The 13,777-nt window shown below is 47.7% G+C and carries 11 protein-coding genes; all 11 read right to left on the bottom strand.

Annotation, left to right across the window (positions count from 1 at the left end):
* Positions 1-112: 112 nt before the first annotated feature.
* The 11 genes from D829_RS0128920 to D829_RS0128870 all read right to left on the bottom strand — a co-directional run bounded on the left by D829_RS0128920 (position 113) and on the right by D829_RS0128870 (position 13,605).
* Positions 113-1,741 (bottom strand): polysaccharide biosynthesis protein, encoded by a 1,629-nt coding sequence (locus tag D829_RS0128920; protein WP_017692401.1) that lies wholly within the window; start codon positions 1,739-1,741, stop codon positions 113-115.
* 61 nt (positions 1,742-1,802) lie between these two features.
* Positions 1,803-2,243, bottom strand: a complete 441-nt coding sequence (locus D829_RS0128915) for a DUF456 domain-containing protein (protein WP_047841365.1) — start codon at positions 2,241-2,243, stop codon at positions 1,803-1,805.
* Positions 2,244-2,297: 54 nt separating this feature from the next.
* Positions 2,298-3,047 carry a Cof-type HAD-IIB family hydrolase gene (locus tag D829_RS0128910; protein WP_017692399.1) on the bottom strand — a complete coding sequence of 250 codons (750 nt, stop codon included), beginning with the start codon at positions 3,045-3,047 and terminating at the stop codon, positions 2,298-2,300.
* 557 nt (positions 3,048-3,604) lie between these two features.
* Positions 3,605-4,477 (bottom strand): metal ABC transporter permease, encoded by an 873-nt coding sequence (locus tag D829_RS0128905; RefSeq protein WP_017692398.1) that lies wholly within the window; start codon positions 4,475-4,477, stop codon positions 3,605-3,607.
* Positions 4,477-5,436 carry a metal ABC transporter permease gene (locus D829_RS0128900; protein WP_017692397.1) on the bottom strand — a complete coding sequence of 320 codons (960 nt, stop codon included), beginning with the start codon at positions 5,434-5,436 and terminating at the stop codon, positions 4,477-4,479. Before D829_RS0128900 ends, D829_RS0128905 begins: the two co-directional genes overlap by 1 nt.
* Positions 5,437-5,439: 3 nt before the next feature.
* The gene (locus tag D829_RS0128895; RefSeq protein ID WP_017692396.1) at positions 5,440-6,261 is read right to left on the bottom strand and encodes a metal ABC transporter ATP-binding protein; all 822 of its coding nucleotides are present in this window, start codon (positions 6,259-6,261) and stop codon (positions 5,440-5,442) included.
* Positions 6,262-6,292: 31 nt separating this feature from the next.
* The gene (locus tag D829_RS0128890) at positions 6,293-7,237 is read right to left on the bottom strand and encodes a zinc ABC transporter substrate-binding protein (RefSeq protein WP_017692395.1); all 945 of its coding nucleotides are present in this window, start codon (positions 7,235-7,237) and stop codon (positions 6,293-6,295) included.
* 236 nt (positions 7,238-7,473) lie between these two features.
* Entirely contained in the window at positions 7,474-9,420 is a 1,947-nt protein-coding gene (locus D829_RS0128885; RefSeq protein ID WP_152417174.1) for a penicillin-binding transpeptidase domain-containing protein, read from the bottom strand.
* Positions 9,421-9,816: 396 nt separating this feature from the next.
* On the bottom strand, positions 9,817-11,853 hold the full coding sequence (locus D829_RS0128880) for a penicillin-binding transpeptidase domain-containing protein (RefSeq protein WP_017692393.1): 2,037 nt from the start codon (positions 11,851-11,853) through the stop codon (positions 9,817-9,819).
* Positions 11,854-11,958: 105 nt separating this feature from the next.
* Positions 11,959-13,104, bottom strand: a complete 1,146-nt coding sequence (locus D829_RS0128875) for a transglutaminase domain-containing protein (protein WP_017692392.1) — start codon at positions 13,102-13,104, stop codon at positions 11,959-11,961.
* Between the two features lie 18 nt (positions 13,105-13,122).
* Positions 13,123-13,605 (bottom strand): hypothetical protein, encoded by a 483-nt coding sequence (locus D829_RS0128870; RefSeq protein ID WP_017692391.1) that lies wholly within the window; start codon positions 13,603-13,605, stop codon positions 13,123-13,125.
* Positions 13,606-13,777: the final 172 nt, after the last annotated feature.

Below are 13,777 nucleotides of genomic sequence, written 5' to 3'. Positions count from 1 at the left end.
CAGTCGCTCAGCTCTCCTTAACTATACAAAAAGCCCTGTCCGCTTAACAGCAGACAGAGCTTGTATCCTATTTTCATAAAATATTGGAGCATGGATGATGCTTTTTGCATTTTTAACCTCTTTGCCCAGCTCCACGTTGAAGACGCATAAGTGGACGAAGAATTTTTTGCAGAATACGGGGGTAACTGCCCAGCTCGTCCTTGCGCAGTACACGCAGCACAACCATGAGAACCAGATACACCACCACAACAAGCACACCAACCACAAGGCAGGTAAGCAAGAAGGATACACGCGCTGGCAGGAACAGTCCAAAGATCATATTCCCAATCCAGTTCGTTGCAAATCCTACACCTGCTGCAAGCAACACTGTAATGATAAACCCTTTCCAACGATCTCCCATGATGGAGAAATCAACGATTTTGCGAAGGACCCGCAGATTCAGGTACGTGATGACCAGGAAACAAAGGGCTGTTGCAATAATGATACCGTAAATGCCAAAGATCGGCGCCAGAATCAGACTTGCGATCAGTTTGATCACAACACCTGCTGCCACACTGACCATCGTAATCCGCGGTTTCCCTACCCCGAGTAAAATGGAGTTGGTGGTCATCATCGTAATCTGGAAAATGGTACCGAATGTTAACAAGGCAATGATCGGCGTTCCATCCAGATTGGTAAACAGCAATCCATTAACCGAATACGCTGCCGCACAAAGCGCAATAACAATCGGCATACCTGTCAGAATCGAAATGCGCAACGCAAGTGTAACCTGACTCTCCAGATGAGCTTCATCCTTGCGGGCAAATGCTGCCGATATGACAGGCACCAATGATTGACTCAAAGCGATAGCCAGAATCGGGGGAATACCCGCAATACTTTGGGCTTTCGCACCCAGGATCGCAAGTACACCTGTCGCTTCTTCGAGTCCGATCTGGCCACTAAGCAGTGGTACCACTAGGGATGAATCGATGAAGTTAATGGCTGGAACTGCAAGTGAAGACAGTACAATTGGAATAGACAGCTTGAAGATATCACTGTAGATACCTCGCATCGGTAACTGCTCTGCACGCTCGTAATTCAATTGGGCCGCACGGTCGCTACGACGCAGCTTCAAGGTGAAGTACAGCATGACACCGAAGGCACCCACACTTCCTAATACCCCACCAAATGAGGCACCTGCAGCAATCGTCTGGTCATCATAATTCCATTGCAGCATGACATAAGCCACGATAATGGCTGTACCTACACGGGCGAACTGTTCAACAATCTGTGAAATACCACCCGCTGTCATGTTGCCGCGTCCCTGGAAATATCCACGCATCATCGCAATCGCCGGGAACAGCAGCAAGGCTGGAGCCAAGGCGCGAATGGCGCTGACTGATGCCGGTACTTTGGAGACATACGTGGCATAATAAGGTGCCGCGAACCACAATAAAGCAGACATGACTACCCCGGCAACAGCGGCAAAGATCAGGGCTGCACGGTAGATCTGTTGGGCTTCACTCGCGCGTCCGAGCGCATAACGTTCCGATACCATTTTACTAAGTGTACTCGGTATGCCCGCCGTTGCTACAGTTAACAGCATTAAATATACCGTATTGGAGATCGTAAACGATGCGTTACCAACATCTCCGAGGATATGCTCCAGCGGCACCCGTTGAACCAATCCGAGTACTCTTGCGATCAGCGCAGCGGCCGCCAGAATGAGCGTACCCCTAATGAATGTTTCTTTCTTAGACAAACGAATTCCCCTTCTTTCCTCCACACCGGACGTGCATCCCGTTGAAGCTAATCCTGAACGTTTAGGCGAATCTTACCACCCAGATAATAAAGAGAACAATCATGACGATTTGCAAAATAATTTTCATCACAGTACTCGTAAATAGCCCCACAACGGAACCAAATCCAACTTTTGACGCTTTGGAAGGTGAAGACCCTCCGATCAGTTCCCCGATAAAAGCCCCGATAAATGGTCCCAATACCAGTCCGAATGCCGGAATGACAAATGGGCCAATGATAACACCAATGGTACTCAGCGTGGTCGATAACTTGGAGCCACCGAACTTCTTCACACCCCATGCACTGACGACATAATCAGCCACAAACAGGACAACAACAATCAGTATCTGAATGATCCAGAACCACACACCAAACGGATCAAAGCTGAAGAACCAGCCGTAGACCAGAAACGCGAAGAAAATCGCTACAGCACCAGGCAGTATGGGATATACCGTTCCAGCCATCCCCACTGCAAACAGCAGCACAATTAAAATCCAGGCAACGGTTGCGAGCAAAGGTTACTCCCCCTTCAAAATATGTTCACGGATCACTTCGACGATGCCGTCTTCATTGTTACTCGCTACGATCAGATCAGCCGCTTCCTTCACCTGCTCCTGCGCATTACCCATCGCTACACCAAGACCCACGGCCTCAATGACAGCTAGATCATTCAAACTGTCTCCGACAGCAACAACTTCGGACATCTCGATGCCCAGCAGCTTGCAGACTTCCGCTACACCACTTGCTTTGGATACACCAGCAGGGTTGATCTCAATATTAACGGGTGAGGAGTTGGTCATTTGCAGACCGCCCAGTTGTTGCAGTTCCATCATAATCTGGTGACGAACTTCATCCACTTCCGTATTGAAGCCGAATTTCAACCATTCCAGACCTTCAATATTGTCCGTCCAACGGTCACGATTGAACAGCTCTTCCACGGAGTATGCCCAGTACCAGCTGTTATATTTCTCACCGATCTCCTGCATTTGGCGAATCAATGCCGGGTCCATCAGATGTCGCATATGCAGATCATGCGGGGCTTTCCAGACCTCACTACCGTTAACGGTTACCATTGGTGTCTCCAGTCCAAGTTGAACCGCATAAGGCATCGCGTGAAATACGGCTCTTCCCGTAGAAAGGCACACATGTACACCCCGACGAATGGCAATTTGAATCCACTTGGCGGTCTCCTGTGTAATTTCATGATTATCGTTAAGTAATGTTCCATCCATATCTAGTGCCAGCAATTTGTATTTCAGTTCACTCATACAGTAGTTCCTCCTAGGTTGTCTCTCTCCAAGTTGAACTCATGGATATCCATTCAGGCACTACGCGGGCAGAAAACCTTTCGAGTGGTAGTATCTTTGTTTCAGAATTACCTTTTTCTTTAGTGTATTGAGATTATACAAGGTAACCGTTACGTGTTTATTTAGACCTCATAACACCTAATTCGAAGAAAAAAGTAAATAAACAATCTCCCTTCCCTAGGTCCTTTCTGCCCTCTCCGTTCCACAATGGTTCTCCAGTTCAACTTAAAGGTTCTCTTTATCTAATTTTAAACATTCTTTCACAACAAGATCGCCCGGCACCCGTAACAACGGACGCTCCGGACGTCACAGCTAACGACATTTTACCACAGATCATCTGTATGCAACAAAATAACCCGTAATCGGCAGGATGACGCTACATTATCATTTTATATTGCATATCTTATATCTGGTTGCCCTTGTAAAAGTAATACGACCAGACACGCAGAAAACCGTCTGCAATGCAGACGGCTTCTTATAATCTTGTTTATTTCACCTGTAATTCACTTAAACTTCCATTACCTTGCGGCGAATTTGCGACGAGCGTAACGGAATACGATGCCATGTTTCGGTGACAGCAGCAGTGCGAGAACAAATAAAATCCCAGCAACAGCTACCATGCAGCCCGCAATGGAAGCATCCAGGGCGTATGCCATGATGTAACCTCCAACCGAAGATGCTGCTCCGATCAGGACGGCATACAGAATCATTTTGCCCAGACGATCTGTGAGCAGGTAAGCCGTCGCCGCAGGTACTATCAGCATGCCCACCACGAGAATCGAACCAACACTCTCAAATGAAGCTACGGACGTCATCGAAACGAGTCCCATGAGCAGATAGTGGAACAGCACCACTGGAATGCCGCAGGCCGCAGCCAGTGCCGGATCGAAGGCACATAGCTTGAACTGTTTGTAGAACAGCCCAACAACGACGAGGATCACCAGCAAAGTGATACCCAGCATCCAGACTGCCCTCGGACCGACATCCGTACCCCCAAGGGTTAGCGTATCCCACTGTACATAAGCGATCTCACCAAACAAGACACAGTCCAGATCCAGATCAATATGCTGGGCGTTCAGACTAATCAGTATGACCCCTACTGCGAAGAGTGCAGTAAACACAATTCCGATCGAGGCATCGGACGACAGTCCACCGGCCTGCAAACTCTGTATGAAGAACACCGTCAGTAGTCCAAACACCGTTGCACCAAGTAGCATCCATAACGAATCTCTGGAACCGCTCCACAGGAAAGCAATCGCAATACCGGGGAGAACCGCATGGCTGATCGCATCACCGACCAGAGCCATTCGCCGCAGAATCAGAAAACAACCGAGGATGGCGCAGGCGGAAGATACCAATACGGCCGTTAAGATAATCCAAAACGTTGCCATTACATCTCCCCCCGTTCCTGCTGATTTCGCTGTGTGGCGAGAGTCTGAAGTGTAGCCCGCTCTTCACGCATATACGCCGATTTCGCCTGAATACTACGCAACCGTCGAGCTAATAATCCGCGACGCGGAGCCAGCAAGGCTGATCCGGCAAACAACACCGTAGCCGCAAGAACGGTTACAGGTCCTGTCGGCAGATTAGGTACAAGCGTACTGAAGATCGTGCCTGTTGCACCACTCAATGCACCAAATATGCCAGCCAATACCACCATCAGTGCGAGTGAGTCGGTCCAGCAACGTGCCGCTGCTGCTGGGGTTACCAGCAAGGCCGCAACAAGCACCACACCAACAGCCTGAATTCCGGCCACCACCGCGATCACCGTCAAGAGCAGGATGAGCTGCTCTAACATGGCAACTGGCAGACCCATACCACGTGCAAATCCCGGGTCAAAACTCACCAGTTTGAATTCCTTGAACCAGGCAAGACAGGCAATCAGTAATACAAGACATACGCCACCCATAACATACACATCCGTCATGACCATGGATGCCGCCTGCCCAAACAAATATTTATCGAGTCCGCTTTGACTTCCGCTCGCCCCATGCTGGATGCGCGTCAGCATCACTACACCAACCCCGAAAAATACGGTCAGCACAATTCCCATCGCCGCATCCTGCTTGATTCGGGAGTAGCGCGTAATCCACGAGATTCCGAAGGTAGCGACAATGCCAGCCACCAGAGCACCGAACAGGAATAATCCGACCGACTTCGTTTCCGTCAACATAAATGCAATACAGATCCCAGGCAGAGCAGCATGAGCAAGGGTATCCCCCATCAGGCTCTGTTTACGAAGAAAGGTGAAGGAGCCAATAATTCCGCTACTGAATCCTAACAACAGACAGCCAAGCAATATCCAACGTGTATTGGGGTCAGATAAGATGGCAACGATCCAGTTCCACATGCACTACACCTGGCCTTTCTCCGTCCGGCTTCCGATCATCGCAATCCGGCCTCCGTACGTCTCTTGCAGTGTATCCGGTACAAATACTTCACTTGTCGGCCCACCTGCCACCAGTCGTCCATTGAGCAGCAGCACATGGTCGAAGTATTCCTCGACTGTCGCCAGATCATGGTGAACAACCAGTACCGTCTTGCCTTGTTTCTTCAACTGTTCCAAAAGCGAAATGATCGCTTTCTCTGTGGTGGCATCCACACCTGCAAACGGCTCATCCATGAAATACAGATCTGCGTCTTGCACGAGTGCCCGCGCCAGAAAGACACGTTGCTGCTGTCCACCGGACAGCTGACTGATCTGGCGGTACATGTAATCGCCCATGCCGACTTGCTCCAGGCAGTGTGCCGCCAGATCCCGCTCTTTTTTCCCCGGACGACGGAACCAGCCTAGATGACCATACCGTCCCATCATCACCACATCGAGTGCATGCGTTGGAAAATCCCAATCCACCGATTCCCGTTGGGGCACATAACCGATGCGGCGACGTTGTTCCCTGTACGATTGTCCGAAGATCCGTACCTCTCCATGCATCTTCGGTACCAGTCCCAGAACGGCTTTGATCAGTGTTGATTTCCCTGCGCCATTTGGGCCAAGAATACCGATGAGCTGTCCTTCCGGAATATCGAAGGATACGCTGCTAAGCACCGGCTTTTTGTGATACGCAACAGCCAGATCCCTCACACTAAGAGGAGCCGATGTTGGCTGCGTTCCCTGCAAGTGACTATTGTTCAGATTAGTAGGAGTTTGTTCCAATAAAGTTGTATCTTCCATAATCCTGTAACTCCTCTCTTCATGTGATTCATTATTTCAGTGCTTCTACAATCGTCTCAACATTGTGGCGAATCATACCGATGTATGTGCCTTCTTCCGTTCCCTCAGCCCCCATGGCATCCGAGAACAGTTCTCCACCAATGCTGACCGTATGTCCTTTTTGAGCTGCTCCGGCAATGATGGCTTCCATCGCTTTTGCAGGTACACTCGATTCAACAAATACTGCTTTGATATGGTTATCTACGAGATAATCCCGCAGTTCGCTAACATCTTTTGCGCCGTATTCGGCTGCTGTACTGATGCCCTGAAGCCCCATCACTTTCATGCCATAAGCCTGACCGAAATATCCAAATGCATCATGCGCCGTAACCAATACCCGGCTTGCTTCCGGAATCTCCAGAATCTTCTCACGCACCTCGGCATCCAGTACTTCGAGCTTCGCCAGATACGCCTCTGCCTGAGCCTTGTACTTTTCCGCATGGTCCGGGTCCGCCTCCACGAGCGTATCGCGTACGGCTTCTGCCGCATGCATCCAGTGGCTGACGTTAAACCAGACGTGTGGATCATATTCGGTGCCGCCTGTATCTTTGCCTGAGTGTAACTCCTCGACTGGAATAGTCTCTGTAACAGCAGTAACCAGCTTGCTTGAGGACATTTTCTCCAAAATGTCTGTCATTTTGCCTTCAAGATGCAGTCCATTATAGAAAATGACTTTGGCTTGTTCCAGCTTGCGAATATCACCTTGGGATGCCTTGTACAAGTGGGGATCAACGCCCGGGCCCATTAGCCCGGTAACATCAACATATGCTCCGCCTACCTCACGTGCTACGTCCGCAATCATTCCCGTTGTAGCGGTTACTTGTAGCTTGCCACCACTGCCAGTCTCTGCATCACTTGAACATGCCGTAAGTACGACAACCAGAACCAGAGCCGCTAGCGTAATGAACCCCCTCTGAATACTCCTCATCTTCACCATTAACAATTCATTCGTCCCCTTTCCCTCTCCTAAAAAAATTGTCAACATCTAATTTTGTTGTACAAGGTATTAAGTTTTAATCAAGACTAATAATGTTTCCCTTGTGCAAATTTTATCCGAAGCCAAAAAAAAAGGCAAGGGATTATTTCCCCTGCCTGTCCAAATGTATTTAATTCACTTCATTAACTTTCTGATCATGATGTTAAAAGAGCCAACTCCCGCGACGTTCTTTTGCATTACTCTTTGTTTTTTCCTTCGTCTTTCTTACCTTTCGGCGTTCCATCGAGACCATACACTTCATCGTATGCATCGAAGATTTTCCGTGCTATTGGTGAAGCACTGACTGACCCGAACCCACCTTCCGGAACAACAACAGCGACAGCAAGCTTCGGATTATCTCGTGGTGCAAAGGCAATAAATACACCATTCTCTTTTTTGTTCGGTCCGGTTCCCTGCTCTGATGTTCCTGTTTTCCGAGCATAATCGTAAGGGAAACCGTCAAATGAACTTACTTTAGTAACCATACCTTTATGAACTTCATTCCAATGCGCATCGGCAAAATCAACTTCATTGAGCACTTTAGGTTTGATCTCTTTCACCACATTGCCGTCCGCGTCACGGATTTCCTTCACCAGATGTGGTTCCATCCGCTTGCCCTTATTGGCAAGCATGGTGGTATATTGTGCAAGTTGCATCGTGGTGTACTTGGCTTGCTGTCCAAACGAGGCAAATGCCAAACGTGTTAGAGCTGATTCGTCTTTATTAGTATATTCTAGCCTACCCAGAAATTCATTAGGCAGATCTACACCAGTGGACACACCCAAGCCAAATTCCTTCATGTGTTTGTCCCAGATATCAATTCCTTCCGAGCCATATTTGCTTAACAAACGTTTACCTACCATATCGATCATAAACGCATTGGAGGATTTCTCGATCGCTCTTCTCGCCGTGATAGAACCATTATAAGCAGAATGCGAGTTCTTCACTTGTCGTCCGTCTTTCCCCAAAACCGCATATCCCTGATCATGATAGGTTTGTCCTGCTGTAAATAACCCCTCTTTCAATCCAATAAGGACACTTAGCGGCTTGATTACTGATCCAAGGAGTACAACGGATTCCGCCCGACTAGGCTTGGCATCATTCGGTGGGAACGACTCGGTGGTTCCGTTCCGGAATACATATTTAATTTTGTCATAATCCCAATCGTTCGGATCATAATCCGGCATACTCGCCATAGCGACAACATTTCCCGTATCCACTTCCATGGCTACTGCGTATCCGGTAATTGCCTTAGGGAGTCTTCGCAATTCGTCCGTTATCGCCTCTTGTGCGGCCATCTGAATTTCCTTGTTAATGGTGGAAACCAGACTGTAACCTTTCTCCGGTGGTGTTTGTTTCATCGTCCCCTCTGGCAAATTACGTGAATTAATATCAATGGATTGGTAACCGCTACGTCCACGAAGCTCTTCCTGATATTGCAATTCCAGACCATCGACCCCCACTTTTTCTTGCTGGGTATAGCGCAGTCCAGGATCACGTTCTGTTGCCTCCGCCTTGCTTATTTCTATATATTTATCCAAGTTTTCCTGTTGACCTTTGAACTCTCTTGTATATCCAATCACCTGGACGGCAACACCATCCGGATCATATTTTCGAATGTTTTCTTCCAGTACCATGGCACCTGGATACTCCGCCTTCTTTTCCATAAAATAAGCAATTTCTTTCGTGGTTAGATCCGACTTCACTAGGCGAGGGGTATACCCATGTGCCTTCTGAGATTTGAGATCCAATCGTTTGATGATCTCTTCCGCATCCGGCTGCTCTTTGTCCCCTGGATTAAACTGCTTAAACACAGCCGCCAGATCATGAGCCAGTTCCTCCGCTTCCTGCCTGCGTTCATCATTCCGATAATCCTCATATAACAGCACATACAGGGACTGTACAGGTTCGGAATAAGCCAGCGCGACTTCCCCTGTCGCATCATAGATGGGACCACGAACAGGTGCGAGTGGAATGTCTTTGGTATTACGACTCGTTTCCATATACGTCAGTTCAGGGCCCTCCACAAATTGCACAAAGGCTAATCTGAAAATAAGGATACTGAATATGACAAATGCCGCGAAAAAAAACAGATTCAGCCTTGCGGTGGAAGGCTTGTTGACAGGTGTATCTTCCTCAGTCATGGGTTTCTTTCTCAATCGGTTAAACATGTTTTAAGCCTCTCCCGTTCCTCTATAAAAATAAAATATTTAATCCGTCTTGTGAACGCGTTCAATCCAATATTTAATCCTTTCTCAACCAAGTCTACCAAAGGTTAGCTGTCACGTCTTTCAATATTTGGTTACATTTTCGTAAACAGAACCGTTACACTACCCCATCTACCGATTCCAATGTAAACACTGACATATCAACGTTATCCCGTTCTCCGGATCGCGTTTACCCTTCCCTTATATAAACGTGGTACAGCTCATATGGTTACATATTAATGCAACTAATTAGTTCACTCTTACGATCCATTCTCCACGTAAAAACAAAAAAGAGGACCCACGAAGGGTCCCCTCTGTAACCAATGCCTCACATCACTGTGTGCCTGATTCCGATTCTGAATCTTTATTTTTGTCTTTCTTCGGTATACCGTCAAGACCGAATTCCTCGTCATAGGCATCGAAGATCGCACGTGCAACCGGAGCCGCACTGCTCGATCCAAAGCCCCCTTCGGGGATAACCACAGCGACAGCAAGCTTTGGATTATTACGTGGGGCATAGGCGATAAATACACCGTTATCCACCAGTTTACCGCCTACTACCTGTGTCGATGTTCCTGTTTTTCTAGCAAAGTCATAAGGGAATCCGCTAAATGCAGATACCTCGGTTGCCATGCCTCGTTGTACTTCATTCCAGTAGGCATCGTTAAACTCCACCGTGCTGAGTACCTTCGGTTTTACTTTCTCGACCACGTTGCCTTCCGAATCCCGGAACTCTCTAACCAGTTGTGGCTCCATCCGCTTTCCTTTGTTCGCCAGCATTGTCGTGTACTGTGCTAGCTGCATGGTTGTGTATTTCCCCTGCTGTCCAAAGGAACCATACACGAGACGAGTCAACGAGCTTTCCGTGTCGTTCATGTAATCCCGTATACCCAGGAATTCATTCGGCAAATCAACCCCTGTAGATACCCCAAGGCCGAACTGCTTCATGTATTCATCCCATTTGTCAATTCCGGTCGCACCATATTTTGAGTACATCTTCTTCCCAATCTCATCAATCATGAATACGTTCGAGGAATGACGAATCGCATCACGAGGATACATTGCACCATACACATGCCCTGATGAGTTCTGCACTCTGCGATTGTCCCCACCAAAGGTCGTTGAACCTCTATCCGAATAAACCGTATTGGTAGTGAAGAAACCTTCTTTCAAACCGATCAAGACACTAAGCGGTTTGATGGTGGAGCCGAGTAACACGATCGATTCAGCTCGCTTTTTAGAGTCATCCGGAGGGAATGAACGAATCGTACCATTTTGATACACATATTTGATATCATCATACTGATCATTTGTGATACTGCCTGTTCTCCAGATGTTGGTATCATAATCTGGCATACTGGCAGCAGATACGATTTTCCCCGTATCCACTTCCATCGCAACTGCAAATCCGGTCTTTGCATTCGGATGCAATCGACCGGAAACCGGATTGCGATGAAGCCAACTCAACTGATCCAGAATGGCCTGTTCTGTTTTCACCTGAACGTTCTTGTTAATGCTGGAAATCAGGTCGTACCCTTTCTCCGGCGGGGTAGAACCAGCCACACCTTCAGGCAGATTACGCAAATCAACATCAACGGATGTATATCCGCTTTTGCCTCGGAGAGCATCCTGATATTGCAGTTCGAGTCCATCAAAGCCTACAAATTCATTCTCCGTATACACCAGGCCCGGATCCGTTTGCGTTTTATTGGCCTCGTCCACCTCTTTGTATTTGTTCAAGGACTTCGAACTTCTGAACTTCTTCAGATAACCGATGGTCTGAACCGCTACCGTATCCGGATCGTAGAAACGTACACTCTCCTCGACGATCTGAATACCTTTGAACTCGTCCTTGTGCTGTAGGAAATAAGCAACTTCTTCCTCGGACAGATCACTCTTGATCAGACGTGGCATGAAACCGTTCGCTTTGCGGGAGTTCAAGTCCATCTCTTCAATAATTTTCTCCACCGTAAGTGGCTCTGAATCCTTCAGCTTGTACTGTTCAAACACATCATGCAACCGGGTTGCAATATCCTGCACTTCCCCTATGTTAGGACTCGGTTTCCCATCAACATCCCCATAGTTTTTATACAGTGTCAGGTAGAGAGACTGAATGGGCTTGGAGTATGCCAACTTCACCTGACCTGTGGAATCATAGATCGTGCCTCTCACAGGAGGAAGTGGTACATCCTTGGTAATGTTACTTGCTTCTTCCTGACTAAGCTCAGGCCCTTCGACAAATTGTAAAAAGGCCAAGCGTACAATAATAACGCTAAAAATAACAAAGGAAGCGAAGAAAAATACGTTCATTCGGTAACTGAAGCGCCGTTTGTCTGTAAGTTCATCCTTCTCATTGGAATGCTTTTTCATCCATCCTACCTCTTTCATGACTTGATGCATACCGCTCAAACTGATTCTTCGCGGCATGATAACCTGGCAACGTCGTCATATTCCGGACCCATGTCCGTTGTAATGTTAAGCTGATTGATCTTTCAGATGGGTGTCGGCAAAATTCGGAGGATTAAACCAGTCTCCACTGATCGCCCATGTCGGGTCAAGCGGAACCCAGCTCTCGGAATCACTCAAATACACCTCATTCCACGCATGCGGACCGTACCCTCCCTGGCCGTTATAACCAAGTCCTGTAACAACTTTGACTTCAAGTCCTTGTGAACGGGCCATCACGGCATAGAGACGGGCATAATCAATACATACGCCTTTGCGTGTATCAAATGTATCCTGTGGATTCTGTTCATGCCATATGCCCTTTTGCTCATAGTCATCCACTTTACCATAGTCATACTGAATACGTGAACCTACCCAGTCGTATAGCGCTCTTGCTTTGGCTTCATCTGTCGATTGGCCTTTGACAATCTCACTCGCTGCAGATTCGATATCCGTTGGAATATTGTGATCGATGACTTCATATTTGCGTTGCAGGATGCCGCCCAGTTCCTTCTGCACAGCCTGCGTAAATACGGGTAGCTTGTCCTTGATAAACGTGCCAGACAACGGTTCGATAACCGATTTGGCCCCTTGCATATAGATCGGAGATGCTTCCACATATCGGCTGAACATACTCCCGGGGTAAAGACTGACTATCATGAACAAAACCGCAATGACAATCATTCCGCGGACGGAGCCTATGATCGTGCCAATGAATGCACCCGTCAACCGACTAAACATACCTTTAGGCGCACTTTCCTCGGCTGACCTCTGCCTGCTGCTAAAAATAAATGAAGAGAGGAACCCAAGAATCAGTCGGATGAGTCCATAGCTAAGTACAAATAATACAGCGAACCGCATCAGCGGAAAATCTGCAATCGCCGTAACCAACGTATAATACATCTGTTCCCACCGGTTCAACTCACGGTTAGGCATGGCTGAAGCATACTTAGACAGCCATTGCTGTACATATGGCGCAAGCCACAACGTTAAACCGATCGACAACAGAATACCAATGACAGCCATAATGCCATCCATCAGGAACCCAAAGAGTCTGCCTGCTGAACGCGAAGCCCCTCTGGACCAACCCTGCAATAATGAAGCAGCCACAATCAGCAACAGCATAATCGTGATGCCATTCAATTCCTTCAGGCTGTCCAGCCAATTCTGCAGCACGTACCGATTCCCCCTTTACTACGATGCTGGTGCTGTTTTGTTTTCTTGTGCCTGTTCGACAAACGTACGTATAGTTTCATTGTCGAGCTTCCATTCGCCAAGTGAAATTCCGCGGAAGGTCACATCGACTTTATCCGATTGAGTTCTGCCCTTAATCTCCACATTGGGACTTGTGATGGTGAACGCTCCATCCTGTCCTTTGACGTATTTCGCTTTGGAAGCCTCCTTAAGCATCATGCTGGTTGCTTCCTTCTTCAATGTGTCCATCGTGCTGGATTGTACGTCTGTCACTGTCTGTTTGATCTGATCAATGGAGATGCCGCTGTATATCAGTAGAGCCGCAATAATGATGATGGCAATCGCCCATTTCAATACGGTTTTGACCACATTAAGAACAAAGAACAATATGATCAATGCAACCACGATCACCAGCCAGTTCTGCATCACAAACTCTTTGATTACTTCTATGTTCATGACTACACCTTCCGTATTAGGATTCATTCGTAACACTCCCGAATATTATACATGATTTCCGAAGCTGCTGTCAGCTAAGCCCTCTCCCTTAAAAATAAACGGTCTAAGTTCGTCCCGCCGGGCGTACAAGTAGTACCATGAGGTTCTGCTGGCGAACGGGAACACGTTCAAGACCTGTAATTGGAACATGCATCGCTTA

The sequence above is a fragment of the Paenibacillus sp. PAMC 26794 genome, assembly GCF_000316035.1.
Taxonomy (GTDB): Bacteria; Bacillota; Bacilli; order Paenibacillales; family Paenibacillaceae; genus Paenibacillus.
Note: the sequence above shows the minus strand (reverse complement) of the source record. Positions and strands in the feature narration are given on the sequence as shown.

Excerpts from the sequence above, each read along its gene's own strand:
- D829_RS0128905 (WP_017692398.1), bottom strand. The coding sequence starts at position 4,477 with ATGGCAACGTTTTGGATTATCTTAACGGCCGTATTGGTATCTTCCGCC.
- D829_RS0128870 (WP_017692391.1), bottom strand. The coding sequence starts at position 13,605 with ATGAATCCTAATACGGAAGGTGTAGTCATGAACATAGAAGTAATCAAA.
- D829_RS0128910 (WP_017692399.1), bottom strand. The coding sequence starts at position 3,047 with ATGAGTGAACTGAAATACAAATTGCTGGCACTAGATATGGATGGAACA.
- D829_RS0128890 (WP_017692395.1), bottom strand. The coding sequence starts at position 7,237 with ATGGTGAAGATGAGGAGTATTCAGAGGGGGTTCATTACGCTAGCGGCT.
- D829_RS0128915 (WP_047841365.1), bottom strand. The coding sequence starts at position 2,243 with ATGGCTGGAACGGTATATCCCATACTGCCTGGTGCTGTAGCGATTTTC.
- D829_RS0128880 (WP_017692393.1), bottom strand. The coding sequence starts at position 11,853 with ATGAAAAAGCATTCCAATGAGAAGGATGAACTTACAGACAAACGGCGC.
- D829_RS0128895 (WP_017692396.1), bottom strand. The coding sequence starts at position 6,261 with ATGGAAGATACAACTTTATTGGAACAAACTCCTACTAATCTGAACAAT.
- D829_RS0128885 (WP_152417174.1), bottom strand. The coding sequence starts at position 9,420 with ATGACTGAGGAAGATACACCTGTCAACAAGCCTTCCACCGCAAGGCTG.
- D829_RS0128900 (WP_017692397.1), bottom strand. The coding sequence starts at position 5,436 with ATGTGGAACTGGATCGTTGCCATCTTATCTGACCCCAATACACGTTGG.